Annotated in this window: 22 protein-coding genes, 2 tRNA genes, 3 rRNA genes and 2 pseudogenes; 18 read left to right on the forward strand and 11 right to left on the reverse strand. The window is 35.1% G+C overall.

Annotated features, from left to right (window positions below):
• The first annotated feature begins 64 nt into the window (after window positions 1-64).
• From CHLWT_RS08545 to CHLWT_RS08565, 5 genes are read left to right on the forward strand one after another with little or no spacing between them, the layout of a single operon-like run.
• Window positions 65-1918 (forward strand): TonB-dependent receptor domain-containing protein, encoded by a 1854-nt coding sequence (locus CHLWT_RS08545; protein WP_112000804.1) that lies wholly within the window; start codon window positions 65-67, stop codon window positions 1916-1918.
• A gap of 14 nt (window positions 1919-1932) precedes the next feature.
• The gene (locus tag CHLWT_RS08550) at window positions 1933-2895 is read left to right on the forward strand and encodes an ABC transporter substrate-binding protein (protein WP_112000803.1); all 963 of its coding nucleotides are present in this window, start codon (window positions 1933-1935) and stop codon (window positions 2893-2895) included.
• Window positions 2892-3686 carry an ABC transporter permease gene (locus tag CHLWT_RS08555; protein WP_111950075.1) on the forward strand — a complete coding sequence of 265 codons (795 nt, stop codon included), beginning with the start codon at window positions 2892-2894 and terminating at the stop codon, window positions 3684-3686. Before CHLWT_RS08550 ends, CHLWT_RS08555 begins: the two co-directional genes overlap by 4 nt.
• Window positions 3686-4378, forward strand: a complete 693-nt coding sequence (locus tag CHLWT_RS08560) for an ATP-binding cassette domain-containing protein (protein ID WP_112000802.1) — start codon at window positions 3686-3688, stop codon at window positions 4376-4378. The genes CHLWT_RS08555 and CHLWT_RS08560 overlap by 1 nt, the downstream gene beginning before the upstream one ends.
• Entirely contained in the window at window positions 4371-5477 is a 1107-nt protein-coding gene (locus tag CHLWT_RS08565) for an NnrS family protein (RefSeq protein WP_170253176.1), read from the forward strand. The genes CHLWT_RS08560 and CHLWT_RS08565 overlap by 8 nt, the downstream gene beginning before the upstream one ends.
• A 238-nt stretch (window positions 5478-5715) precedes the next feature.
• On the opposite strand, the gene rrf is transcribed toward CHLWT_RS08565, so the two are convergent.
• The 4 genes from rrf to CHLWT_RS08585 form a co-directional block, all read right to left on the reverse strand.
• Window positions 5716-5833 (reverse strand): 5S ribosomal RNA (gene rrf / locus CHLWT_RS08570).
• A 151-nt stretch (window positions 5834-5984) separates the two neighbouring features.
• A 23S ribosomal RNA gene (locus CHLWT_RS08575) occupies window positions 5985-9091 on the reverse strand.
• Window positions 9092-9691: 600 nt separating this feature from the next.
• Window positions 9692-9767: transfer RNA gene (locus CHLWT_RS08580), tRNA-Ala, on the reverse strand.
• A gap of 221 nt (window positions 9768-9988) precedes the next feature.
• Window positions 9989-11727: ribosomal RNA gene (locus tag CHLWT_RS08585) — 16S ribosomal RNA — on the reverse strand.
• Together the 16S, 23S and 5S rRNA genes with 1 tRNA gene alongside form the textbook arrangement of a ribosomal RNA operon.
• Before the next feature lie 411 nt (window positions 11728-12138).
• Here CHLWT_RS08585 and cheQ point away from each other — a divergent pair.
• Window positions 12139-12615: a cheVAW transcriptional regulator CheQ gene (cheQ, locus tag CHLWT_RS08590; RefSeq protein ID WP_082858104.1), complete on the forward strand. Its 477-nt coding sequence runs from the start codon at window positions 12139-12141 to the stop codon at window positions 12613-12615.
• A gap of 255 nt (window positions 12616-12870) precedes the next feature.
• Here cheQ and CHLWT_RS08595 read toward each other — a convergent pair.
• The 6 genes and pseudogenes from CHLWT_RS08595 to ssb form a co-directional block, all read right to left on the reverse strand.
• Window positions 12871-13134, reverse strand: a pseudogene (locus tag CHLWT_RS08595) (ERF family protein); the annotation flags it as partial.
• Between the two features lie 156 nt (window positions 13135-13290).
• Entirely contained in the window at window positions 13291-13443 is a 153-nt protein-coding gene (locus CHLWT_RS08600; RefSeq protein WP_170253232.1) for a hypothetical protein, read from the reverse strand.
• Between the two features lie 427 nt (window positions 13444-13870).
• Window positions 13871-14476 carry an RloB domain-containing protein gene (locus CHLWT_RS08605; RefSeq protein ID WP_112000671.1) on the reverse strand — a complete coding sequence of 202 codons (606 nt, stop codon included), beginning with the start codon at window positions 14474-14476 and terminating at the stop codon, window positions 13871-13873.
• Window positions 14469-15542 (reverse strand): AAA family ATPase, encoded by a 1074-nt coding sequence (locus CHLWT_RS08610; protein WP_112000672.1) that lies wholly within the window; start codon window positions 15540-15542, stop codon window positions 14469-14471. Before CHLWT_RS08610 ends, CHLWT_RS08605 begins: the two co-directional genes overlap by 8 nt.
• 137 nt (window positions 15543-15679) lie before the next feature.
• Entirely contained in the window at window positions 15680-16333 is a 654-nt protein-coding gene (locus CHLWT_RS08615) for an NYN domain-containing protein (RefSeq protein ID WP_170253233.1), read from the reverse strand.
• 352 nt (window positions 16334-16685) lie between these two features.
• Window positions 16686-16865 (reverse strand): annotated as a pseudogene (gene ssb / locus CHLWT_RS09490) (single-stranded DNA-binding protein); the annotation flags it as partial.
• Window positions 16866-17174: 309 nt separating this feature from the next.
• Here ssb and CHLWT_RS08625 point away from each other — a divergent pair.
• From CHLWT_RS08625 to CHLWT_RS08670, 10 genes are all read left to right on the forward strand, one after another.
• Window positions 17175-17777 carry a MotA/TolQ/ExbB proton channel family protein gene (locus CHLWT_RS08625; protein ID WP_112000673.1) on the forward strand — a complete coding sequence of 201 codons (603 nt, stop codon included), beginning with the start codon at window positions 17175-17177 and terminating at the stop codon, window positions 17775-17777.
• On the forward strand, window positions 17774-18187 hold the full coding sequence (locus CHLWT_RS08630; RefSeq protein WP_112000674.1) for an ExbD/TolR family protein: 414 nt from the start codon (window positions 17774-17776) through the stop codon (window positions 18185-18187). Before CHLWT_RS08625 ends, CHLWT_RS08630 begins: the two co-directional genes overlap by 4 nt.
• Before the next feature lie 21 nt (window positions 18188-18208).
• The gene (locus CHLWT_RS08635; RefSeq protein ID WP_112000675.1) at window positions 18209-18865 is read left to right on the forward strand and encodes a TonB-dependent receptor plug domain-containing protein; all 657 of its coding nucleotides are present in this window, start codon (window positions 18209-18211) and stop codon (window positions 18863-18865) included.
• Window positions 18866-20209 (forward strand): TonB-dependent receptor domain-containing protein, encoded by a 1344-nt coding sequence (locus tag CHLWT_RS08640; protein WP_112000676.1) that lies wholly within the window; start codon window positions 18866-18868, stop codon window positions 20207-20209.
• A gap of 8 nt (window positions 20210-20217) precedes the next feature.
• Window positions 20218-20814, forward strand: coding sequence for an energy transducer TonB (locus CHLWT_RS08645; protein WP_112000677.1), 597 nt, complete (start codon window positions 20218-20220; stop codon window positions 20812-20814).
• A 65-nt stretch (window positions 20815-20879) separates the two neighbouring features.
• Complete coding sequence (locus tag CHLWT_RS08650; RefSeq protein ID WP_111971008.1) at window positions 20880-21395, forward strand: flavodoxin family protein; 516 nt, start codon at window positions 20880-20882, stop codon at window positions 21393-21395.
• A gap of 63 nt (window positions 21396-21458) precedes the next feature.
• On the forward strand, window positions 21459-22220 hold the full coding sequence (locus tag CHLWT_RS08655; RefSeq protein ID WP_111971007.1) for a DUF2470 domain-containing protein: 762 nt from the start codon (window positions 21459-21461) through the stop codon (window positions 22218-22220).
• Between the two features lies 1 nt (window position 22221).
• Complete coding sequence (locus tag CHLWT_RS08660) at window positions 22222-23208, forward strand: FecCD family ABC transporter permease (protein ID WP_112000678.1); 987 nt, start codon at window positions 22222-22224, stop codon at window positions 23206-23208.
• Window positions 23201-23977 (forward strand): ABC transporter ATP-binding protein, encoded by a 777-nt coding sequence (locus CHLWT_RS08665; RefSeq protein ID WP_112000679.1) that lies wholly within the window; start codon window positions 23201-23203, stop codon window positions 23975-23977. The genes CHLWT_RS08660 and CHLWT_RS08665 overlap by 8 nt, the downstream gene beginning before the upstream one ends.
• A 2-nt stretch (window positions 23978-23979) precedes the next feature.
• On the forward strand, window positions 23980-24786 hold the full coding sequence (locus tag CHLWT_RS08670; protein ID WP_112000680.1) for an ABC transporter substrate-binding protein: 807 nt from the start codon (window positions 23980-23982) through the stop codon (window positions 24784-24786).
• Window positions 24787-24849: 63 nt separating this feature from the next.
• Here the strand turns inward: CHLWT_RS08670 and CHLWT_RS08675 are convergent.
• Window positions 24850-24937 (reverse strand) — tRNA-Ser (locus CHLWT_RS08675).
• Window positions 24938-25289: 352 nt separating this feature from the next.
• Here CHLWT_RS08675 and moaC point away from each other — a divergent pair.
• Together moaC and CHLWT_RS08685 are read left to right on the forward strand one after the other, a co-directional pair.
• The gene (moaC, locus tag CHLWT_RS08680) at window positions 25290-25766 is read left to right on the forward strand and encodes a cyclic pyranopterin monophosphate synthase MoaC (RefSeq protein WP_063998854.1); all 477 of its coding nucleotides are present in this window, start codon (window positions 25290-25292) and stop codon (window positions 25764-25766) included.
• Window positions 25759-26022 carry an HP0495 family protein gene (locus tag CHLWT_RS08685; protein ID WP_034963177.1) on the forward strand — a complete coding sequence of 88 codons (264 nt, stop codon included), beginning with the start codon at window positions 25759-25761 and terminating at the stop codon, window positions 26020-26022. Before moaC ends, CHLWT_RS08685 begins: the two co-directional genes overlap by 8 nt.
• Window positions 26023-26028: the final 6 nt, after the last annotated feature.

A 26028-nucleotide genomic window follows, 5' to 3' on the forward strand; every position in this document is an offset into this window, starting at 1 on the left:
GCTTAAAATCTTTTAAAAAATGAGAGGAAATATTATGTCCTGTAAATTCTAAAAAAGGATAAAAATGAAATATTCACTATACTTTCTTAGCGTATGTTCGCTCTTTGGAGCAAATATCGCAAATCCGTCTCAATTTGAGCCTTTAAAAGATTTTAAACCTCCAAAGCTCATTACTCCGGAAAATTCGCAAAACTACGGCGTTGAAAATCAATTCGATAACGCTTCAAGGGATTACTATTTTATTACGGATAAAATAGATAATAGCATTGATCCGTGGCATTTATCATCGCTGATTTACGGTAAAAATTTTTACAATTCGGCACTTTTTAAATTTAGAGAAGCGAATTATTACACCATTTTCAATGCAAATCATACAAAAGCAAACGGCTATAAAGACGGCAGCGGAAATGAGGTGAATTTTGGCTATGAAAGACTAAATCAATCTGCGATTTTAGGATACGTTCCAAACGATATAATGGAATATAAACTAGTTTTTATCCACGACGATATCACAGATGACAAGCAACCACAACACCAGATGGACGCAGTAAAAACCGAACGTTTTGTTACTAAATTTAATTCACGTTTTGGGCAGGATGATCTTAGCAATACTGCAAATTTTGATTTTACGTATATAAATTTAGAAAGAAAAGCAAACAACTTCGACTTGCGTCCAGTAGCAAATAGTATGGTTTTTATGAATGTTGATAGAGATATTTATGAATTTGCACTCAAATACGACAACGATTTTGGAGCATTTCACAATACAATCGGGATTTCATACGCGATAGACGAACACACCGCAAAACGTTACGCAAAAACCGCAAAAGGCGATATTTTAAACGCTTATCGTTTTGGAGACGTTAAGCAAAACGTATATAAAATTTTTGATACGCTTTCGTATAAATTTAATGAATTTCATAAATTTAGTTTAGGCGTGGATTATACTTATAACGACGCGAAAATAGATAAATTTAACGAAAACTTGCCAAATCCCGCTGCTCGTGGTTATTTTCCTAATCCAAAAATGCTATATCAAAAATACTACGGAATCAATTTTGATGGAAAAGTAGATATTGAGGCGTTTAGCTCAAAACTCAGATATGATTTTACGCCAAATAAGCTCCAGCAGTATTACGGTGAGATAGCGCACATTGAGAGAATCGCTACAAATAACGAAAGATTTGCCTCGCTAAACGGAACTGCTTCTATGGCTTCGGTTTCAAATCCTTTCATAAAGCCAGAGGCTCATAATTTTATAAAACTAGGACTTGATCTTAAAAACCCCCATTACAAAAGCTATCTCAACTCACTAAACTCAAACGGCGTAAATTTGGGTGGATACATTATGGCAGATGACGTAAAAAATCTAATAATATACGATAGAGCAAGAGGTCAAAGCGGAATTTTACAGACAGATAACGGTATCATAACAAGAAATGTCGATGCAAAAATCTACAGCGCAAACGCTTTTGTATATTTAAATTTTATGCAAAATTTTGGTACAAAATTAAATTTAACTTACGCCTATGGAAACAATGACACCGACGATAGAGCTTTATATCAAATTCGTCCATTTGAAGCGAATTTAAACTTTGATTATAAAAATTACGCAAGTTTTGGATCGTATAATTTTGGCTCGGGATTAAGATATGTTGCTAAACAAAACAGAGGCGATTTTGATAAAAACAAGGGATTTGGTATAGACTTAGAAGAAGCTGCAAAAGAGTTTGCTACATTTGATCTGTACGCAGGGATCAATTTTAAAGATAAATATGGAATCAAATTTGAAGTAAATAATATCTTCGATAAAAATTACGCAGAATTTATCAGCACAAATCACGTCGAAGCTATGGCGCCAACTTTGGTAAATGCTCCAGGAAGAACATTTTACATCAGTTTTCACGGTAAATTTTAATAAAGGATAAAACAATGAGAAGAAGAGATTTTTTAGGTTTTAGTGCGGCTTTGGGAGTTAGTGCGTATGCGCCAAGTTTATTTGCAAAAGAGAATCTTACGATTTATGGAGCTCCGGCGATGCCTAGTGTAATGATCGCTGTTGCGCTGATAAATGGGAAACTTAAAGATCAAATGGATTTAAATTTGCAAATTTGGAATAATCCAGATATTTTAAGAGCTGGAGTCGCAAGTGGAGCTTACAAAGTTATGATGAGTCCAACAAACGTGGGAGTAAATTTAAAAAATCAAGGTCAAAACATAGCTCAGCTAAACATTCTAACAAACGGGCTTCAAAACTTACTTACAAAAGATAAAAACGTAAAAGAACTCGGAGAGTTAGAAGGTAAAAAACTTATAATGCCATTTAAAAACGATATGCCAGATCTCGTTTTTCAAGCACTTTGCAAAAAACAAGGAGTAAATTTAGATAAGATTTCTATATCTTATACTCCAACGCCTCCTGAAGCGATGCTAGGATTTTTAACAAAAGATTTTGACGCTGCACTTCTACCAGAACCTGCGGCAACGGCTTGCATAATGCGCGCAAAGCAACTTGGCGTGGCAGTACAAAGGGGTCTTGATATGCATAAAATTTGGGGTAAAAGCTTTGGAGTTAAAGATATAATTCCGCAAGCTGGAATGATAGTAAATTTGGATTTTTATGAACAAAATATATCTGTTTTTGAAACTCTTCATACTGATTTACGAAACGCTTTAGAATGGACGATGCAAAATAGACAAAGCGCAGGAGAGATAGGCGAAAACTATCTAAGCGCAAAAGCTCCTATTTTAAGTGCGGCGATAGAGTATTCAAATTTAACCGTGATAAAAGCAAAAGAAGCAAAAGACGATCTGATGAAATTTTATGAAGTAATTTTGGAGCTAAATCCAAAACTTTTAGGCGGAAAACTACCTGATAAAAGCTTTTTCTTATGATAAAAACGGACGGTATCGTTAAAAGAAACTCTATTTTTAAGATGATAGATTATCTTTGGAGCATATTTGCTACTTTGAGCGTGATATTTCTTATGCTTGGAGCGTGGGAATTTGGTTCAAAAATGCTAGGCGAGTTTATCTTGCCCTCGCCTCTTGTAGTTCTACAAAAAGTTTATGAGATTTTGAAAGATTACGCAAAACACGATATATTAATCACGATAGAACGGATGATAATCGGCATAGGAGTGTCTAGTTTGGCAGGAATTTTTCTAGGGCTGATCGCAGGATCGTCTAAAACGATGAGGGTTTTACTAAAGCCATTCATCACATTTTTACTTACTATGCCACCTATCATCTGGGTAGTTTTAGCATTTATCTGGTTTGGATTTGGTGATTTTAGTACTATTTTTACCATAATCATTACCGTGCTTCCGCTTACTTTTTCTTCATCTATGATGGGAATGGCGAGCGTCGATAGCGATTTAGAAGAAGTTTTTAGTCTGTATAAACTAGGAATTTATAAAAAAATTTGGTATTTTTACATTCCGCAACTGATTAGTTATATTATCTCATCGCTTAGCATAGCGATCGGTATGGGAGCAAAAATCGTCGTCATGACAGAACTTCTTAGTGCAACAAACGGGATAGGCGCTAGAATCGCAGACGCCCGGTCTTTACTTGAAATGGACGCCGTTTTGGCTTATGTATGCATCATAATCGCTTTTATAGCTCTTATAGAGTATCTACTCATAAAGCCTCTTGAAATACTTTTAATGCCGTGGAGAAGATAATGCTAAGTATCAAGAATTTAGAGTTTGAAATTTTAAGACAAAAGATAGTCATGGATTTTAGTTTAAATTTAAATTACGGTGAAGTTATAACTCTTTTTGGAGCTTCTGGATGTGGAAAAACTACTATTTTAAGGCTTATTAGTTCGCTTGAAACGCCAAAAAACGGCTCTATCGTAAATAAATTTAGAAAAACAGCCTATTTATTTCAAGAAAATAGACTTCTAAACAATCTAACCGCACTCAAAAACGTCCTAATTTGCATGGAAAAACCTGATGAAAAAACAGTTTTAGAACATTTTGCGCTAATAGGGCTAAGTCATAAAGACGCTCAAAAATACCCTTATGAACTAAGCGGTGGAATGGCAAAAAGAGTAGCTTTCATGAGAGTTTTTTTGAGTTCTGCCGATCTTTTGTTGCTAGATGAACCTTTTGTCGGACTAGATATGGATCTAAGAAAAATACTAGCAAACTTACTAGCTCACAAACTTGAAGCCAAAGAAATAGCTTGTGTACTAGTAACGCATGAGAGAAACGAAGCCATTATGCTTTCAAATACAGTTTTATTTTTAGCCCCAAAACTGATGAAAATACAAAAAGAGATTTCACTAAATTTAGCCTTAAAAGACCGTGACGACGCTTTTATAACAAAGTGCTTGAATGATGATTTTAAAGGAGTTATATATTATGATTAATGATTTTTTTACTCATCCTATGAGAATATTTTTTCTATTATTATCTATTTTTTGCGTACTTAGCTCTTTTATATTTTTTACAAATTTAGATTTTATAACTATCCACAAAACGCTATTTATAGGCGTGATTCCTTGCGTGGCATACTGCGGATTTTTGCTTACTGCGTTTCCTGATTGGACTAAATTTAATAAAAACTTAAAACCGCACACCATAATTTTATTTTGCATTCTAAATTTAGCTTTTTTATCCGCTTTCTTTAATCCATTTTGGGCAAATTTATTTGTTGCTTTTGCTTGGACTTATATTTTTATCTTATCGACTTTTATGGCGATACAAGGTAAAAACTCAGATCAACTATCTATACATTTGCTACTTTTTTTATTTGCCGTTTTTTCGTTTTTGTATGCGTTTAGCACAGATGAAAAATACTTGCATTTAGAGATATTTCTACATTTTATCGGAATTTTTATTATATCATTTCGCATTAGCATTGTACTTGGCAAAGAAGCCTTAGTGCAAGGTGGAGACGAAATTTCAGTATTCATACCAAATTTAATATATAAAAATCTAGCTATCATAATGATTTACGTTTATATAATCTGCGTTTTAGCCGACTTTGACAAGAAAACTTTAGGTTTTATCTTGCTTGGTATAGGGAGTGCGACACTGGCAAAATTAGCCGAACTGCATTACCAAATACTTTTGAAGCGGTATTTTATTTTGGTATATTATTTCTTACAACTTACTTTGGGTACCTGTTTTATCTGGCTTGGAATTTCATATTTATTTGAATTAACCAGTAGCGCAGATGCTTTACATATTATAACTATAAGCGGGATTTTTGGAGCTATTTATATGGTGATAAATATCGCAGGGCTTAGACACAGTGGTTTTAATGGGCTTAAATTTGATTTGGATATCAAATTTGGTTTTATCTGTATATTCGTAGGAAGTATTTGTAGGGCGGTATTTGGTCAATTTTCTATAGTTTTTTTACTATACATTCCAGCTATACTCCTAGCAACCGCATTTATTATATATGGATTTAAATTTTATCATATATTTAAAACAACCAAATTTAGTGAAGATCCAGATTAACAACCTTAAACCACTTTTAGCTATATTAAAGAGATAAAAATATATTTTTTACAATAATCTTATAAAAGATAAAACAAGTAAAAATATTTTAAAAAGCAATATAAATTTAGCAATCTATTTATAAATTATGGATCAACACTCAATTGATAAAACTTTAAAATAACAAAGAGTTTAATTAATATTAATTAGCTATGTGGGAATTGATTTAAATGAAATAAGAGTTAAAATATAAACACAAAGCCCGCAGCGACCTACTTTTCCACATCTCAGTAAGAGAGAGTATCATCAGCCATGATGAGCTTAGCTTCTTGGTTCGAGATGGAGCAAGGCGTTTCCTCATCTGTATAGCCACGGGCAGTGTTAAATAAAACATTATCTAAATAAGAGTAATATCTTATTTAACACTGCTAAGGTATTAAAGTTAAAAATCACTAAATTTAATATCTAAAAATATTTTAAAAACCTAAAAGGATTATATTTTATCCTTAACAAGGAAGTGATGCTTATAAAGATAAGCAAACGAGCTATTAGTACTGGTCAGCTAAATGACTCTCATCACTTACACACCCAGCCTATCAAACTAGTAGTCTACTAGAGCTCTTAAAAGAAGATTCATCTTGGAGTTGGCTTCGAGCTTAGATGCTTTCAGCTCTTATCACATCCCAGCTTAGCTACTCAGCGATGCTCTTGGCAGAACAACTGATACACCAGTGGCTGGTTCAACCCGGTCCTCTCGTACTAGGGTCAACTCTCCTCAATCTTCTTACGCCCACGGCAGATAGGGACCGAACTGTCTCACGACGTTCTGAACCCAGCTCGCGTACCGCTTTAAATGGCGAACAGCCATACCCTTGGGACCTGCTCCAGCCCCAGGATGCGATGAGCCGACATCGAGGTGCCAAACCTCCCCGTCGATGTGAGCTCTTGGGGAGATCAGCCTGTTATCCCCGGGGTACCTTTTATCCTTTGAGCGATGGCCCTTCCACACAGAACCACCGGATCACTAAGACCGACTTTCGTCTCTGCTTGACGTGTATGTCTTGCAGTTAAGCTGGCTTATGCCTTTATACTCTACGAACGATTTCCAACCGTTCTGAGCCAACCTTTGTAAGCCTCCGTTACATTTTGGGAGGCGACCGCCCCAGTCAAACTACCCACCAGACATTGTCCTACTTGCGGATAACGCAAGCTAGTTAGCTACTCAAATAAAGAAGAGTGGTATCTCAACAATGGCTCACCATAAACCGGAGTCTATGGATCAAAGCCTCCCACCTATCCTGCGCATCTTTATCCAAATAGCAGTGTCAAGCTGTAGTAAAGGTCCACGGGGTCTTTCCGTCTTGCCGCGGGTAGGAGGAATTTTCACCTCCACTACAATTTCACTGGATCCCTCTTTGAGACAGCTCCCATCTCGTTACGCCATTCATGCAGGTCGGTATTTAACCGACAAGGAATTTCGCTACCTTAGGACCGTTATAGTTACGGCCGCCGTTTACTCGGGCTTCGATCAAGAGCTTCGCTAATGCTAACCCCATCAATTAACCTTCGAGCACCGGGCAGGCGTCACACCCTATACATCCACTTACGTGTTAGCAGAGTGCTGTGTTTATGGTAAACAGTCGGGAGGGACTCTTTGTTGTAACCTTCTTTGCTTTGGGAGTGAATCTTAATACAAAGTTAGGCACACCTTATACCGAAGATACGGTGCTATTTTGCAGAGTTCCTTAAAGAGAGTTCTTCCACGCGCCTTAGAATACTCATCCCACCCACCTGTGTCGGTTTACGGTACGGGCAATATTAGCTAAACTTAGAAACTTTTCTTGGCTCGATAGTATCATGGATTCTCCCCGCTATCCGAAGACTTTGGAGAGCCTTTAAGATCTCGAATAAAAAGTGGCGGATTTGCCTACCACTTAATCTACATCCTTAGACTAGCACTTCCATCCGCTAGCTCCACTAACTTTAAGCGTCCTTCCATCGCACACTAATATTGGTATCGGAATATTAACCGATTTTCCATCGCATACCCCTTTTGGACTTTGCTTAGGACCCGACTAACCCTACGATGACGAGCATCGCGTAGGAAACCTTGGGTTTACGGCGAAGGGGATTCTCACCCCTTTTATCGCTACTCATGCCTGCATGCTCACTTCTATCCGCTCCAGCACTCCTTACCGGTATACCTTCAACGCTGAATAGAACGCTCTCCTACCACAGTGCCTATGAGTATTCATACTATTTTGTTGTCTTAAATTTAATACTGCTTAATTTATAAATTTAAATAGATTAAGCGCAGTATTTTTGATGAGAAACTAATGTTGTGTAGAAATTTTAGATTGAGACTAGCCATATAGGCTCTCGATTGAGAAAATTTAAAACTCATTAATTTATCAGTAAAAGACAAGCTAGTATAAATAATCATAGACACTATCTAAAGCTTCGGTACTCATTTTAGCCCCGTTATATTTTCCGCGCGAAATCACTAGACCAGTGAGCTATTACGCTTTCTTTAAAGGATGGCTGCTTCTAAGCCAACCTCCTGGTTGTTAAAGTAACTTCACATCGTTTTCCACTTAAATGAGATTTAGGGACCTTAGCTGTTAGTCTGGGTTGTTCCCCTCTTGACGACGGATTTTATCACTCGCCGCCTGACTGCTGTGATTACACTTTGCGCATTCGGAGTTTGATAGGGTTTGGTACATTGGTGTATGCCCTAGCCCATTCAGTGCTCTACCTCACAAAGTTACTACACAACGCTATACCTAAATATATTTCGGAGAGAACCAGCTATCACGATGTTTGATTGGCCTTTCACCCCTATCCACAAGTCATCAGGAGCCTTTTCAACGGCCGTCTGTTCGGTCCTCCACCGGCTCTTACACCGGTTTCAACCTGCTCATGGATAGATCACATCGTTTCGGGTCTGCAGCATCTGACTATACGCCCTATTAAGACTCGCTTTCGCTACGGCTCCGGGTTTCCTTAACCTTGCCAGACACCACAACTCGCAGGCTCATTATGCAAAAGGCAGTCCATCACCCTGATAAATCATAGGGCTCTGAATGATTGTAAGCAAATGGTTTCAGGTTCTATTTCACTCTGATCACCTCAGTTCTTTTCACCTTTCCCTCACGGTACTTGTGCACTATCGGTCTAGTAGTAGTATTTAGGGTTGGATAGTGGTCTACCCAGCTTCAGACAGGATTACACGTGTCCCGCCCTACTCAGGATACTGCTAAGTATAAACGCACTTTCATATACGGGAGTATCACCCTCTATGCTTAAGCTTTCCAGCTTATTCTATTAGATTGTTTAAGTCTATATTGCAGTCCTACAACCCCACTAGCAAGCTAGTGGTTTGCCCTCTTACGCTTTCGCTCGCCGCTACTAGCGTAATCTCGTTTGATTTCTTTTCCTGTTGGTACTAAGATGTTTCAATTCCCAACGTTCGCTCCGCATTGCGGTAGTATATATCACTATATACTGGGTTGCCCCATTCAGAAATTCCCGGATCAAAGCCCCTTGACGGCTCCCCGAGACTTATCGCAGCCTAGCACGTCTTTCATCGCCTCTACTAGCCAAGGCATCCACCATTTGCTCTTAGTAGCTTACCTTTTTTTAGTTCGTATCTGAGCTTTACTCAGATTTACGACAAATTTTAAAAAAGTTTAAACAAACTAAAGTCCCTACAAGTAGGGTTACTATATGATTGCTATTAAACTAATTAAAAACTATCGTTACGAATTTTATATTTTTGTTTAGATTATTATTCTAATTTGCATCACTTCCTTGTTAAAGATAAAAATAGATAGCTAATCTATAAAATAAAAAAGATTTTTACTACTCTTTTCTTTTATTAAAGATATGGCTATTAGATTTATAGTATTTAAATTTAAATTTAATAAGACGGAAAGTATTAACTACTATTAAGTAAGTTTTAAAGCTTAATAGCTTGTGAAGTTAATATTTATAAACTATATCTTTTATATTATTGGGATAACACTGTTTGATATAGAATATTTGAAATTAAACTAAATTCAAAGCTCTAACAAGTCCTGTAAAATTGTTTTAAATATTAAAACTTGATTGTGATTTTTAACAATGGTATTTTAAATAACTTTAGACTAAAGTCTAATCAGAAAGTTTAAAATAAACTCTCTGATTAGACTTTGATTAATAAATTTATATTATTGCTATCTTTTAAATTTAAACTATGGTGGAGAATAGCGGGATCGAACCGCTGACCTCCTGCGTGCAAAGCAGGCGCTCTCCCAGCTGAGCTAATTCCCCATCTTTTTTTACTTCGCAGACCAGCAAAGCTAGTCTTTGCGAGCGGGAGCTACGCTCCCTGCACCCACCTAAAGTTACAAAGATTTATTCAAAAGCTTTGCTTTTTCATAAATCATAAACTAAGGTATTTGCAACTTGTCAATCCCTCAAACCTAAACAAGCTTGATTGAGCTATATTTCTTTTACTAGTAGTTGTGAGACTTACTAGTATTGTACTCTAGAAAGGAGGTGATCCAACCGCAGGTTCTCCTACGGTTACCTTGTTACGACTTCACCCCAGTCGCTGATTCCACTGTGGACCATAACCAGTTTGGTATTTGGGCTTCGAGTGAAATCAACTCCCATGGTGTGACGGGCGGTGAGTACAAGACCCGGGAACGTATTCACCGTAGCATGGCTGATCTACGATTACTAGCGATTCCGGCTTCATGCTCTCGAGTTGCAGAGAACAATCCGAACTGGGACATATTTTATAGATTTGCTCCACCTCGCGATATTGCGTCTCATTGTATATGCCATTGTAGCACGTGTGTCGCCCTGGGCATAAGGGCCATGATGACTTGACGTCGTCCACACCTTCCTCCTCCTTACGAAGGCAGTATATTTAGAGTGCTCAGCCAAACTGTTAGCAACTAAATACGTGGGTTGCGCTCGTTGCCGGACTTAACCGAACATCTCACGACACGAGCTGACGACAGCCGTGCAGCACCTGTCTCTAAGTTCTAGCAAGCTAGCACCCTCTTATCTCTAAGAGGTTCTTAGGATATCAAGCCCAGGTAAGGTTCTTCGCGTATCCTCGAATTAAACCACATGCTCCACCGCTTGTGCGGGTCCCCGTCTATTCCTTTGAGTTTTAATCTTGCGACCGTACTCCCCAGGCGGTATACTTAATGCGTTAGCTGAATTACTGCCCTGACTAGCAGAGCAACAACGAGTATACATCGTTTAGGGCGTGGACTACCAGGGTATCTAATCCTGTTTGCTCCCCACGCTTTCACGCATTAGCGTCAGTTGAGTTCTAGCAGATCGCCTTCGCAATGGGTATTCTTGGTGATCTCTACGGATTTTACCCCTACACCACCAGTTCCATCTGCCTCTCCCTCACTCTAGATTATCAGTTTCTCAAGCAGTTTAATGGTTAAGCCATTAGATTTCACAAAAGACTTGATAATCCGCCTACGCGTCCTTTACGCCCAGTGATTCCGAGTAACGCTTGCACCCTCCGTATTACCGCGGCTGCTGGCACGGAGTTAGCCGGTGCTTATTCGTTAGGTACCGTCATTATTCTTCCCTAACAAAAGGAGTTTACGCTCCGAAAAGTGTCATCCTCCACGCGGCGTTGCTGCTTCAGGGTTTCCCCCATTGAGCAATATTCCCTACTGCTGCCTCCCGTAGGAGTCTGGACCGTGTCTCAGTTCCAGTGTGACTGATCATCCTCTCAGACCAGTTATGCGTCATAGCCTTGGTGAGCCATTACCTCACCAACTAGCTGATACAATATAGTCTCATCCTATGCCGAGAGCTCTTAATAATACATATAAAAAAGTTTTAAAATTACTTTTATTAATCTCTTTTAAAGAAAATATTTTTAATTTAAAAACTATTTTATAATTTAGAATTTTTACAAAAATCTTTAAAAGCTAACTGCTTCACTTTTTCTTGCCTTACTTATGTAAAGCTTCAAAAAAGCTCATTGTTATCTTTTTAGCTTTTTGTTTTAAAATCCATTTTATATGCATTATTAAGAGCTACTTTCCCGACTTAACTTGTGTTAAGAAGGAGTATGGAGTATTAGCAGTCATTTCTAACTGTTGTCCTCCAGCATAGGGCAGATTAACTATACATTACTCACCCGTGCGCCACTAACTCATAAGAGCAAGCTCTTACTTGTCCGTTCGACTTGCATGTATTAGGCACGCCGCCAGCGTTCACTCTGAGCCAGGATCAAACTCTCCATTTTTATGTTCTTTAACGCGTCAGCAAAGCTGCCGCTAAGAACCAATCCCTAAAGACAAAGATTGCTTACGCAATCTAAATTAAGGATTTTATGTTGAAGTTTTAATCTAAAAACTTAATTATTTGTAACTATTAAATTAGCAATTAATAATTAAAATTGCTTGGCTCAATCGATCACTTGTTTAGATTTCAAAGATTGACTATAAAAGATAGTTTAACATTTATAAATTTAAAAAACATCGAAAATAAAAAAAATGATTTCTAACTAGAAGAGTTAAAAGGTGTTTCTCATTTCGTGAGTTGGAATTATATAAGAGTTAAGCTTAAAATTTACTTAATGAAGTGAGAGAAAAGTGGAATTTATTGAATTTTTTTTATTTATTTATTAAAATAAGCTAAAAAATTTGGAGTTGGCGTGATTAAATTTACATTGGCATCTAATAATTTTTTAGATGAGTACGTATTAAATTGCGAATTTTGTAGTATTTGTAAAATATCAAATGGGGCTTATAAATTTTGGAAAGATGTGATTTCGGCCTCGTATCAAAACTCTCGCACAGTATTTTTGCATAAAAAATCCATTCCACCAAAATATCAATACGCTATAAAATCGTGTTCGAATTTAGATGGGTTCGTGCTAGCAAGTGCGTTTTGTTCGTTTAGCGGTGTGGCAAGTTCGCATTTGGTGGCGTCAAATGGCTCGAATTTACATAATTTGCTTGAGATTAAGATGGTTGATAAATTTAAATTTGTCAATCTTAAAAAGCTTTATGATGACCTTGGGCTTGCCTATTCGGTGCATATTTATATAGAAAAGTGTAAATATTTTTCGCCAACACCATTTGAAAAGCGTATCAAGATCACTGATACGCTTTGCTTGGGGTATTATTAGCGTTTGGATTTGTGTTTGTTTTGGATCTTTATAGCTTCAAATATAAATTTAATATATCCGCCTTTATACCAACTTTTGTGTGCTTTTATAAAAGCATTTCCTAGCTTGTAGCTTAGATGATTTTTGATGCTTTGGTTAGTTATTTCTAAATTTTTAATCTCTAGATCTTTTTTGCGTAAGCTCTCGTTTGTTGATTTTAGACTAGCTTCTTGAGCGCTTAATTTATCGCTAATTTCTTTTATAGCCTTATCTTTTTTATTTATCTCTTCTTTGAGTGAGTTTATCTGCTCTTGTGGGGTTGATTGTGGTGGCGTGGCGGGTTGAGTGGGTTGATACGCTTAGTTTATCGCCTTTTTCATTTATGATAGTAGCTGTGGCTTTGATATAGTATCTATCGCCGATGATGACTAGCTCATCATTTAGCAAAACTACGCATTTATATTTTTCTTGAAGTGGCTTTAAGGCTTCAACTATGTCTTCGCAACTTCTATATTGATAGCCACCAAATTTGTTAAATTGAGTTTTTTGGGGCTTTTAGCTCTGTTTGGATTTTAAGCAATTCTAGTACTTTATACTCCTATCTTTTAGTTTTTATTTATATTCTCTAATATTTCATCTCTATTTGTTAATTTATAGATATAATCTTTGCCATTAGGCGTTTTACCGTTTTAGCTTCTATTTGCCAAGTTGGATTTTGCTCCTTGATAGCATATATATGTCTTTTAAGAGAAAATATAAGCTTTCTGAAGCACTCATTGCGTGTAATTTGCCCTCTTTAGAGCCAAGTGGAGAAGCATTAGATTTAGAGTAAGTATTATCAGATACCAATTTTAATCCTTAAATTTACTTTAAAACAAAAATTAAAAAGGATTATACCATAAAAATTAAATAAAAGTGTAATAAATTTGTTTTTATTAAATTTTAAATATCTGAATACTAAAGAAAAATGAAGTATAAATTTAGTAGAATTTTTTCAAAACATAAAAGAAAAATATTACTCTCTAGATATATAAAGATACTTTTAGAAAGGAAAAGGAAATGAGTGGTATAACAATATTTGGGGGAATACTATTAATCTTTACATTTATAGCTGCTATATATTTTCATTTTAAATATAAAGATGGTACAAACAATCATAAATTACATAACAGTTAAGATATAAATACCACAGCTACTAGGCTGGGTACCCTAAAGCATAAGCTTTGAGCTTGTTCTCTTTGCAGAGCAAAATAGAATTTGGTTCTTAATTATAGCATTATTTTTTATTTTTTAAATCATCACAATATTCTATAAAATATATAAATGAGGATTGTTCTAGTCGGATTTTAGATTTATCAAATGTAGTTTTATTTTCTCTCTTATAACAACATAAATTTTCCTTTCTATATCTTTTAAAAATATTATTAAAACTACCATCATTTTTTAGGATATGGTTATAGATATCTCTTTTAGATTTTAATTCAGCCTTGCTGTTTAAATTTAATCTATTTAATATATTATTTTCATAAGGATCAAAATGAGATGATAGAAATCCTTCAAAATTAGGATATGTTATAAAAGCAAAACTATATCTAAACTCATTTAACTCTTTTAACATAATTTTAAAACTATTAAGCTCATTTTCATCATTAACTAACCTATCCATATCAGTTACAATAAATATAGTAACTTCAGATAAGCCTTTAAAAGATCTTATTCTTTTAGTAATAGAGTGATAACTACCACCCTTAACATTGTGGAAATTAAATCTAAGGGTTTCATCAAACTTATCTCTATCTTTTGTAAATTCTTTTAAGTAGTTTTCTTCAGTCATTCCTTCTACTATAACTTCTATTCTTATCCTAGGTTTTGTTTTACTCATAATCCCCCCTAAGAAAATTTAAATAAGCTTTTCTTTTATCCTTTCTTAATTCAAAAGAATCTAAAGAGTTTATCTTAGTAGCATAATCTTCTTTAGTTACTATATATATTTGATCTGGAGATAATAACTCTGTATCAAAGAGTAAAGGATTATGAGTACTTATTAAGAATTGACCATTTTTATTATCTTCTGAGTTTATTGTGCTATTTAAAAACCTGATTAACGATACAGTACCTATAGAGCTATCTAGCTCATCTATAAGGACTATTCCACCATTTTCCATAGTATTTATTATAAGTGGAATTAAATAAATTATTTTTTTAATTCCACTGCTTTCTAGCTCTATACCAAAATCTATCTCTCCTCGTTTCAAGATCATTTTATAGGAACCATCTTTTAAATCTAAGAAGTAAAAATCAGTTATACTATTATCTAATATTTTAAGAATATCTATAAGAGTATCTTTTGCTTTTTCAAAAAGCATTTTAACCCATTCTTCTGTTATCTTATAATTACGCATTCCATACTCTATTCTATAAAACATATAATCGTATTCTATAAATTCATATATTTCTGAAATTATATTATCTTTTAACTTTTGAAGAATAGTGCTTTTAGATTTGACAGAGAGTAAAGAGTTAAAATCTTGATAGAGGTCAGAAACTAAAGTACCATTTTTAAACTCATAAAATTCTTCATTGTTTTTAGCTAGATATTCATAGAGTATCTGCTCTTGGTTTATCTCTAATTTATAAGTATATAAGTTATTACCACAGATTACCTCTAAGTGATATTTTAACTCTTTTGTAAAAGTATTTATAAAAGTTTTTTGTTCTTCTAAGTCTATACCTTTATTTATAATATTAAATAGATTATCTATAGATTCTAAAACATTAGTTTTACCTACTGCATTATGACCAAACAAAAATATTGATTTAGGTAATCTATTATTAAAATAATTATACTCATATTTAGTCCCTTTAATTCTTTTTCCTTTAGAATTTAAATCTAATTCTATAGGCTCTCTTATAGATTTATACCCTGATACTTTAAAATATTTTATCATATAATATCCTTTTTAATTTTACTATTATATAAAACATAAACAAAAAAAATGCTTATATTTTTATAATTAGAATATTTATTACCAAAGATTACTATCACAGAGATTTGCCACAAAATTATAAGCTAAACCAAATCATCTTAATTTTTTAGAGAATTTAAAACTTCGACTATTGATTTTTCTCTAATTAGATCAGAGTGTAGTTTTAAGGGGTAGGTTACAGAGTGTTTTGACTCTTTTAGTGTAGGAATAATAGTTGTCAAGCCATTTGTTCTAGCTACTTTTAACACTGGTTTCATATCTGAATCTTTTGAAAATAAAATCACTTTATCTACAAGTTTTAAATACGAAACATGTGCTATGTCTAGTCCAATCAACATATCAACTTGTTTCTGTTTAGCATCCAGTCTGCCATTAGAAAGCAATTTATCTCCATACTTAATAATCCCTAGTCGCAACGCTATATACGGCTCAACAACTATTTCTTTTAAAAAATTATTTATTTTTTCTTCATATTCTCTATAATTATTTTTATCTTGTTCGGTTTTATAGACATCTGGGATCTCGTTAATATTTTTTGGTTTGGCCGTATAAAAGAAAATTCTATAAATCTCTTCATCATTTTCTAGAAAAGCTTCTATCAACTTGATAATATGTGATGAATTATTATAATCAAAGTTTTTTTGAAAATCTATAATAGATTGTTCATTTGTATATTTAGAATAATTTTGAATTTTTGCTATATCTTTTCTTAAATTGTCCCAATCAACAAAAATAGCAACTTTCTTTTTCAAATTATCTCCTATGTTTTTTAGATAATCTCGTATTATAGTAAAAATTTGAATAAAGAAGTAAAAAGTTACCCCCCCCCCACTCTCCCTAGGATTAATGGGAGAAAGCATTTGGGCTAGAATATGCATGAAGTTATACAAGAATTTCATAAAAATACGCTTAAATTCTATAATATTTTTTGATACTATATTACAAATATCCACTAAATAGACATTACAATTATTTTTTATTCCCTTTGTGTTAGCTAAGGTTACTTGGCTTAATTGGGAAACACTCGCTTATAGAAACGAGTGTTGTTCACTAGCTCATTCAAAATGGTATTATGTCATTATCTGTTTCATAATATTTATCATCATTTCTAGCTTGATTATCAGTATTTTCTTTGTTATATAGCATTTCCATACTCTCAACTATAATTGAGTGTTTATAGTAATTTATCCCGTTTTTGTCTTGCCAAATGTCAAACTTTAGCCGTCCTTCTACTAGGATTTTGCTACTTTTTTTTAGATATTGATTTGCCGCTTCGGCGGTCTTTTGACCCTATTTTCTCACTCTTAAATTCCGCTATTTTATCATTTTATTTTGCCATCTAGATAGATTTACAGATGAATTTTAACACCTTGTAAAGAGATGCTTCGTGGTGGCTGGATTTGAGTCAAACTGCGATTAATTTCATTTAAATTTCACCTCTTAAACCGACAATCAAAACTAAAATTTCAGATAGAAAAAAATATTGATATTTATTATCGTTTAAGGAATTTTCCGCTATAGTTCTCTTTAATTTTTGATAACAAATATCAATAAATATTAATATATCTTTATTTACTATTTACGGAGAATGCGATGTTAGCATATCTTTATGCTGGTGGTCCATTTATGTGGCCTATATTTTTCCTTTTTGTTTTGTCATTTGGCGTGATGCTAGAAAAGCTTTGTTATTTTCTGATTTACGAGCTAGATGCCACAGCGAAATTTAAGATGAGATTAGCCACTTTAATCAACGCCAACAAAGATGAAGAGGCAAAAATTTTGTGCCAAAGATATAAAAATACAATTGCTAAGACTACGATTTTTGTCCTTGAAAATGTGAATTTTAAACTAGATACAAAATCACAGATAGACTACACCATAGAAGAGGCCATAAATGACAAAGTGCTAAATTTAGAAAAGCACAATTGGATCCTTGCGATGTGTGCGAGCGTATCGCCGCAACTTGGGCTTTTGGGGACGATCACTGGAATGATTAGATCCTTTGCTGGTCTAAGCGGCGGAGTGAATGCACCAGAGGTGGCTGTGGGGATCTCTGAAGCGCTCTATACCACAGCAGCTGGGCTGATGGTGGCGATCCCTTGTTTGGTGATTTTACTGATGATAAACAAAAAAATAGATTATATTTTAAATGATTTAAATAGAACAATTGGGCTCTTTAGTAGGAGAATATCGTGAAATTTATCCAAAGAAAGCGGGAGCAAATCGGCAGAATTTCTATGCTAAATTTGATCGATATTATCTTTGTTTTGCTTCTGTTTTTTATGCTAACAACGACATTTAATCAACTCACCCATTTTGACCTTGAACTACCTAGTAGTAGCGCTGATTTCCAAAAAGATGATAAAGCGATGGTGGAGTTATTTTACGAAATAGATGAGAAAATCACATTAAAAATTGGCCCGATGGAGCAAATTTTGAGCATAGATGGATTGGAAAATTTTATTTTAAATTTGGATGAGAATCAGAAAAATATTATCAAAATAAGCGCCGATGAGAGGCTAGAATATAAGAAAATTATCGATCTTATTTCGATTTTGAAAAATGCAAATGTTAATAATGTAGAGTTAAATATAAGAAAAAATTAAACTAATAATTTAGGAGTGAAAATGATAAAAAAATTTGTTTTTTTTGGTGTATGTGCCACATCGACTATCGCTCTTAACGCCGCTGATACCAAGCTTGATACGACAGTCATCACGGCTACAGGCTTTGAGAGCCCCTTAAAAGATGAAACTAGAAATGTTTCGATCATCACAGCTGATGAGATCCAAGGGGGGGGGTATGCTAGCGTCCAAGAGATCTTAGAAAAACTCCCAAGTGTAACCTTTGTCAATCTAGGATTTGGCGATACGGTGGATCTTCGAGGTCAAGGGAGCAAGGCCAACACATCTGTAAAAGTCTTGATTAATGGAATTTCATTAAATATGTTAGACACCGCTCATGCTGTTGTCCCCATCAATATGATAAATGTCGATGATATTGAGAGAATCGAGGTGATCCCAGGCGGTGGAAGCGTCCTTTATGGTGGCGGAACAGCAGGTGGCGTGATAAACATAATTACCAAGCAAAAGCCCGAGGATTTTTTCGCTAATATTTCAGCTAAATTTGGCTCATACGCTCATAGATCTACAAATTTAGCTCTAGGGGTAAAAGCAACCGATGATTTGTATCTGAAATTTAACGCAAAAGCCTTCAGCGAAAATGGCTATAGATATGATGAAAGAAATAGGGGATATTATACGAGTTTAGCCACTATCTATTAGATGACAGATACCCAGAGCATAACGCTAAATACAAACTACTATAGCTCAAAAATCGACACCACAAGCGCAATATCAAAAAATGAGCTTAATAAAAATAGAAAATCCGCAGGCAGTGATAAAACACTACAAAAAGATAATCAACTAGATATCAGCTTGGATTACTCTATTAAGCCAACTGATAGGTTTGAATTGCGACTAACGCCATATTATCAAAAAATTAAAATGGCCCCCGATATCTACTCATCATATGTTACTTATGGCGTTTTCGAAGATGAAAAAAAAGGCGTCAAAACAAAAGGTAGATTAGATTATGGTAGCGGCGAATTCGTAGCTGGATATGAATTCGAACAAAATGATGGAGCAAGAAGCTCTATTATGGATATGAGTACTCCGATGATGAGATATCATCACGATATCAAGGTAGATGTAGCCAAAAGAACCCACTCCATATATGCGCTTGAAAGGCATGATTTTAGTAGTTGGTTTTCTTTGAGTGCGGGTGCGAGATATGAGTGGGCTGATTATGAAAATAGCAGAAATACAAATGTAAATATCACAATGCCAAATAGGCCTATTAATACAATAGACGGCATCCAAAATAGCACAAATATCAATAGCTACGCATTTGAGATTACGCCGAATTTCAAATACTCAGATACGGGGAATGTCTATTTGAAATTTGAGCGTGGATTTATATCGCCAAGTCCAGTTCAATTAACAGATAAAGATCAAATCAGAGGCTACTCATTTAATAACTTAAAACCAGAGATATTTAAAACCTATGAAATTGGTATGAAAGATCTGATTTTAGGACAATTTACAAGCGCTACAATATTCAAAACAGACACAACAGATGAGATCGTTTATGAAGAGATCGGCGCCACTCACGCTCAAGCTTGGAGATACTACAATCTCGCCAAAACCAGCCGTTATGGTGCAGAGCTATACTCGGAGCAATGGCTATTTGATCAATTAAAACTAAGCCAAACTCTCTCCTACATCAATGCACAGATAAAAGAGGGCAAAGATAGTGGCAAAAGAGTTCCATTCGTCCCAAAAACCAAAATTGTGCTAGGCGCTGACTATTCGCCGATTAAAAGCTTACATTTTATGAGCGATTTCAAATACTTGACAAGCATGGTTGATAGCAATTACGATAGGATAAATGATCGCTTCGTTGTTGATATCGGCTCTAAATATGAATTCGCCAAAAATTTCTCAATCTCTGCTGGGATAAAAAATCTATTCAATGAAAAATACAACACATACCAAAACAAAAAACAAAATGCGTATATCCCAGCGCCTGAGAGAAATTTTTATGCTGAACTCAAATATACATTTTAAGGGCTAAAATGAGATATTTCTTGCTCTCTTTTGTTTTAAATTTGGCGATACTCTTTTTGCCGCTACACTCAGATGAAGCGCAAAAACCATCCAAAAATATCACTATCAAATTAAACGAAACAAAAGAGCAAGAATATCCAAAAATCGAGCCAAAAATCAAAAACACAACCCCAAAATCCAACCCAAAACCCAAAAATCAACCAAAAACTACAAAAAAAGTAGAAATAATGGAGCAAATAAGCCAAAAACCGAGCCAAAATAGCCTTGAAAAATCTCAAATTCCAAACAAAACAACCCAAATCAATGAGCCCAAATCAAACAAAGATATCTGTACTGAGGGCGTCGGCTTTCTCATCACCAACAAGATAGAGCCAACCTACCCCAAAAAGGCGCTTTTGCTAAGGCTCAAAGAGAGTTTTAAAGTCGAGGTTGAATTCCAAATCAACAAAGATGGAAGCATCAAAATCCTAAATATAAACTCAAATAGCGAAATTTTCAATGACGAAGCAGTGAAATTAACCAAAAAGCTAGGTATTAAGGTACTCAAAGATGAAGTTACCAATTGTAAAATCATAAAACCATATGAATTTAAATTTGAAGGATAAAATATGTTTAGAGACCAAATTTGGCTTAAGACTTTGATGAAATTGAGCTTTATAAAGGATCTAGCGTGAAAAAAATTGTTATCTTTTCATCACTCACAGGCAACACCCAAAAAGTCGCAAATAGCATCGCAAACGCATTGAATTGCAAGAGTGTAAATTACACCCAAATTTCATTAGATGAGCTTAGAAATTATGATTTTATAGCGGTGGGATTTTATATAAATAAAGGCGATATGGATAGCGAATTTAAGGAGTTTGCCAGTAAAATCAGATCCAAAAAATTAGGCATATTTATAACTATGGGCGCAGACGCAAATAGCCAATACGCCCAAAAGACCATAGATGATTTTCGGGCTAAATTTATCTCACAAAATAATGAGGTTTTGACTACTTTTTGCTCTCAAGGTGCGATTGATCCTAAAATCATAGAAAAAATGCGAGAAATGGCGGCAATTTATCCAGATGATGAACGATACCAAATCACGCCAGATAGAGAAGCCAGATGGCTACAAGCTAGCACTCATCCTGATGAAACTGACTTAAAAAACGCTAAAAACGCATTTTTGGCGCTGAAAATTTAGGGGTTAAATTTTAGCCCAGATTGCTAGGCAGTTTGAGCTAAAATTTAATTTAAGGAGAAAAAAATGAAAAATAATGCAATCAAGCATATGAACGAAGAGCACGGCGATATAGTCGAAGAGATGGCACTAAAATTTGGCTCATTGCAAAATGCCAAAGGTGCAAAAATAGTAGATATCGATGAAGATGGTCTAGATATTGATGTTAGCGGCGATATCATCCGAGTTCCATTCGCCCAAAAAGCCAACCAAAATGGCCAAGGATACAAAGATGCGATAATGGAAATTTGCAAAGATCTAAATCCAAATGGTGACAAACTTGCCAAGATCTCATCTCAATTGATCGAATTCGTAGATAGTAGCAGTAGCGTCATAATCTCTAGCCTAAAAGATGGAGCGCCATTTTCGTCTTATGCGCCAGCTATCAGAAAAGATGATGAAATTTGGGTCTTGATCTCATCGGCAGCACCACACTATCAAAATTTGATATCAAATCCAAATAAGGTTTCGATACTTTTCATACAGGATGAAAGCAAGGCTAGCACGATATTTGCGCGTATTAGAGCTAGTTGGGAGGCTGAGGCGAAATTTGATAGAAATAGCCAAATAAAGGAGTTTTTCTTTGGTCAAATAAGCCAAAAATTTCCACAAGACCAAGCGGTGAAATTTATAAAAGAGATGAGTGATTTTGAGGTTGTCAGATTCACTCTTAAAGGTGGCAGATTCGTGCGTGGCTTTGGCGCGGCTTATGATATGATGGGATTAAAGATCTTATCACAAGCTAGCAGTGCTAATCCGCACAATATCCATCACAAACACAGGAAATGATATGCGAAAATCTTGGCGAGCGAATCTGTTTTTTATAGTTTTGTTGGTTGTTTTGGCTATCTATTTGCTAGGTGTCGGTGGAGCTGATATTGGTTTTGGCGATATTTTGCGGCTATTTAGTAGCGAAAATAGCATAGATGAAGCCAAAAAAACAATTTTACTTCAAATAAGGCTCCCAAGGCTCATTATGGCGCTATTAATCGGAATGCTCCTAGCTAGTAGCGGTGTGGTTGTTCAGAGCGTATTTTTAAATCCGCTTGCCGATCCCTATATAATAGGGATTGCGGCTAGTGCGACATTTGGTGCGGTTATAGCTTACTTTTTGAAGCTCCCTGATGTTTATTATGGGGTTTTTGCTTTTTTTGTGGCTTCGGCACTATCTTTGGTGATTTTTAGCCTTTATAAAAGAGGGAAAAATATCGCTACTTTGCTCATAATCGGTATCGCATTTAGCTCATTTTTGGGGGCATTTACGAGCTTTGCTACATATTTGATTGGCGAAGATAGCTTTAAGATAGTTGCTTGGATGATGGGGTTTTTAAGTGGAGCAACTTGGGAGAAAGTGGCTATTTTGATAGTTCCAGTGATTTTTTCTACAATGTATTTTTACTTTAAAAGACATGAGTTAAATGTGCTTTTAAGCGGAGATGAAGAGGCCAAAACCCTTGGTGTAAATGTCGAAAAAAGCAAGAAATCATTGCTCATTATAGCCAGCCTTGCGACAGCTTTTAGCGTGGCATTTACGGGGATGATAGGCTTTGTAGGGCTCATAATCCCGCATACTCTAAGGCTGATTTTGCGCACTTCAAGCAATGTGATTTTGATCCCAAATTCGTTGATTGTGGGGGCTTTATTTTTGCTATTTTGTGATAATTTAAGCAAAAGTATCTTATCACCAATAGAGATCCCAATAGGCGTTGTGACGGCGTTTTTTGGTGCTCCGTTTTTTCTATTTTTGGCGATGAAGCAAGGGAGAGGTAATGGCTGAAATCAGCACAAAAAACCTTAGCTTTTGGTATAGCAAAAAGCATATTTTAAAAGATATAAATTTAAGTGCTAAAAGTGGCGAATTGGTCGGGATTTTGGGCGCGAATGGCTCTGGCAAAAGCACTCTTTTGAAAAATCTTTTAAGGCTGATTGAGCCAAAAAGCGGAATTATAAAAATCAATGATAAACCACTTCAAAATTACACACTAAAAGAGTTAGCCCAAACCATCGGTTTTGTTCCGCAAAAGTCGGCGTTATCTATGCCTTTGAGCGTTTTTGATATTTTAATGATGGGGAGATTTTCGTATCTGAAAAATGGTTTTAAAAACTACTCAAATATAGATATGAAAAAGATAGATGAGATTATGAATCTACTGAAAATTTCTAAATTCAAAGATAGATTAGCAAGCTCATTAAGTGGTGGCGAATTCCAAAGGGTCTTAATAGCAAGGGCGCTAATCAGCGAGCCAAAAGCCCTATTTTTAGATGAGCCCACAAGCGCACTTGATCTGCGCTATGCTGTTGAGATTATGAAAATTTGTAAAAATTTAAGCAAAAATTTGAATTTACTAAGCTTGATGGTGATCCATGATCTAAATCTTGCTAGTATGTTTTGTGATAGATTGATTATGCTAAAAGATGGCAAAATCCGTTATAGCGGTGCTCCAAAAGAGCTTTTGAAAAAAGAAATTTTAAAAGAAATTTATTGCATAGATTGCGAAATTATCGAGCATAATGCCTCATATTTTGTTATAGTTTCAAAGGATTAAAAATGAAAAAATTTGTTATATTAATTTTGGTGGCGTTTTTTGCTTTAAATTTAGATGCCAAACGCCTTGTTGTACTCGATCCAGCCATTGTCGAGATGCTCTATATGCTCCAAGCCCAAGATGAAATTGTCGCCATCGCACAGCCGACAACTTCGGCAATTTGGCCAGAAAACCTAACGAAAAATCTCCCTAGCGTGGGCACCTACACCAAGCCAAATTTAGAAAAAATTATCGAGCTAAAGCCAGATCTTGTGATCGCTAGCTTTCACTCCATCAACATAGTAAGTGAGCTAAAAAAATTCGATATAAATGTCACAATTTATGAGGCCAATAGCCTTGAAAATATCTACTCTAATCTAGAACAAATCGGCAAAATCGTCCAAAAAAGCTATAAAGCTAACGAAATTATCACTTCGCTTAAAAACTCATTAAACAGCGCCACCAATCACGATAAATTTCAAGGCAAAAAGATTGCGATTTTATTTTCGGTCAATCCAATTATGGCATTTAACGATCAAACCTTGCCAGGCGATATCGCATCAAAGCTAGGTCTAAAAAACATCGCCACCGACACAAAAGCCAAATCACCCACCTTGTCAATAGAGACTCTGCTCGCTGCAAATCCTGATTTTATCATAGTTATCGGAGACAATGAACAAAAAAATAGCTTGATAAAATCATACCCGGCACTAAAATCCATCAAAGCTGCAAAAAATGGCAAAATCATATCCATTCCTTCATCACTTATATTAAGAGGGACGCCTAGGATAGCAGAAGGGATTGAAATTTTGCTAAAAGAGATGAGATAGCGCGTCTGTTTTCTTGGCGAATTTGCTAAGAAAACAGTAAAATCGCAAATAGATCAAATTTAGTGGCGGACAGAGAGGGATTTGAACCCTCGAAGGCTTGCACCTTACACGCGTTCCAGGCGTGCTCCTTCAACCGCTCGGACATCTGCCCAAAAAAATGAAAGTCAAATTATACATTTTGTAAGCTTAAATAAAGAAGAAATGCCCAAAAAATAGGGCATTATAAAAGGAGGTTATCTGTTTAGGGTTTTGGATTGTATAATATAATTATTAATATATAAAAAATAATTATTTAATATTATAATTATTAGGCAAAATTGCTTGATTTTCATGATATTTAACTTTATTTTTTATTAACTAGCCATTAAGAGCTAATTAGCTTAATAAATGTATCATTACAAAGTCCAACAAAAACCTCCTTTTTATAACAGCTAATGCATCTCATCAAAGAGATGCATTTTTTATTTATACACTTTTTGATATAATTCCCAAAAAGGAAAATTATGCTGACACACTTAAATGAACAAAATTTACCAAAAATGGTTGATGTAGGAAATAAAAATATAACAAGAAGAATAGCACTTGCAAGCGGTAATATCAAAATGTCTAGAGACGCTTATAATGCTATCAAAGAAAATACCGGTAAAAAAGGTCCAGTTCTACAAACCGCTGTAGTAGCTGCTGTCATGGCTGCTAAAAAAACAAGCGAACTCATACCTATGACGCATCCTCTTCCTATAACTTCGGTAAATATAAATGTTATCAGTCTTGAAGAGCTTCCGGGGTTTAAGCTAGAAGCTGAGGTCATAACAGACGGCAAAACAGGAGTAGAAATGGAAGCGCTAACTAGCGTAAGCGTAGGTCTGCTTACGATATATGATATGATAAAAGCCATAGATAAATCAATGATGATAAGCGAAATAGTCTTAGAAAGAAAAAGTGGCGGGAAAAGTGGAGATTACAGGAGAGCAGATGCCTAGTGTTTGTGATTTTGATAAAAAACCTGATATCAAATACCCTGTTTTTTGGGAGTATAAGATCATTTTAGATAAGAATGACGACGAAAAAGAGCTTGTAAAAAATTTGATCGGCACTAAAGAACATACATTAAATTTCTCAAAAAATTCAGGGAATGGTAAATTTAAAAGCTTTAATTTGGCGGTGCTAGTTTATAGCGATGAAGAGCGTTTGGAGCTTTTTAGTCTTCTAAAAAGATATGCTAAATTTGTATTGTGAGAAAAA

Origin of the sequence: Campylobacter hyointestinalis subsp. lawsonii (genome assembly GCF_013372165.1) — a bacterium.
Classification (GTDB): domain Bacteria; phylum Campylobacterota; class Campylobacteria; order Campylobacterales; family Campylobacteraceae; genus Campylobacter; species Campylobacter lawsonii.

What these genes read in the sequence shown, in the direction of transcription:
- CHLWT_RS08545 (WP_112000804.1), top strand. Translation starts at nt 65, where the DNA reads ATGAAATATTCACTATACTTTCTTAGCGTATGTTCGCTCTTTGGAGCA.
- CHLWT_RS08550 (WP_112000803.1), top strand. Translation starts at nt 1,933, where the DNA reads ATGAGAAGAAGAGATTTTTTAGGTTTTAGTGCGGCTTTGGGAGTTAGT.
- CHLWT_RS08555 (WP_111950075.1), top strand. Translation starts at nt 2,892, where the DNA reads ATGATAAAAACGGACGGTATCGTTAAAAGAAACTCTATTTTTAAGATG.
- CHLWT_RS08560 (WP_112000802.1), top strand. Translation starts at nt 3,686, where the DNA reads ATGCTAAGTATCAAGAATTTAGAGTTTGAAATTTTAAGACAAAAGATA.
- CHLWT_RS08565 (WP_170253176.1), top strand. Translation starts at nt 4,371, where the DNA reads ATGATTAATGATTTTTTTACTCATCCTATGAGAATATTTTTTCTATTA.
- CHLWT_RS08605 (WP_112000671.1), bottom strand. Translation starts at nt 14,476, where the DNA reads ATGAGTAAAACAAAACCTAGGATAAGAATAGAAGTTATAGTAGAAGGA.
- CHLWT_RS08610 (WP_112000672.1), bottom strand. Translation starts at nt 15,542, where the DNA reads ATGATAAAATATTTTAAAGTATCAGGGTATAAATCTATAAGAGAGCCT.
- CHLWT_RS08625 (WP_112000673.1), top strand. Translation starts at nt 17,175, where the DNA reads ATGTTAGCATATCTTTATGCTGGTGGTCCATTTATGTGGCCTATATTT.
- CHLWT_RS08635 (WP_112000675.1), top strand. Translation starts at nt 18,209, where the DNA reads ATGATAAAAAAATTTGTTTTTTTTGGTGTATGTGCCACATCGACTATC.
- CHLWT_RS08640 (WP_112000676.1), top strand. Translation starts at nt 18,866, where the DNA reads ATGACAGATACCCAGAGCATAACGCTAAATACAAACTACTATAGCTCA.
- CHLWT_RS08645 (WP_112000677.1), top strand. Translation starts at nt 20,218, where the DNA reads ATGAGATATTTCTTGCTCTCTTTTGTTTTAAATTTGGCGATACTCTTT.
- CHLWT_RS08655 (WP_111971007.1), top strand. Translation starts at nt 21,459, where the DNA reads ATGAAAAATAATGCAATCAAGCATATGAACGAAGAGCACGGCGATATA.
- CHLWT_RS08660 (WP_112000678.1), top strand. Translation starts at nt 22,222, where the DNA reads ATGCGAAAATCTTGGCGAGCGAATCTGTTTTTTATAGTTTTGTTGGTT.
- CHLWT_RS08665 (WP_112000679.1), top strand. Translation starts at nt 23,201, where the DNA reads ATGGCTGAAATCAGCACAAAAAACCTTAGCTTTTGGTATAGCAAAAAG.
- CHLWT_RS08670 (WP_112000680.1), top strand. Translation starts at nt 23,980, where the DNA reads ATGAAAAAATTTGTTATATTAATTTTGGTGGCGTTTTTTGCTTTAAAT.
- moaC (WP_063998854.1), top strand. Translation starts at nt 25,290, where the DNA reads ATGCTGACACACTTAAATGAACAAAATTTACCAAAAATGGTTGATGTA.
- CHLWT_RS08685 (WP_034963177.1), top strand. Translation starts at nt 25,759, where the DNA reads ATGCCTAGTGTTTGTGATTTTGATAAAAAACCTGATATCAAATACCCT.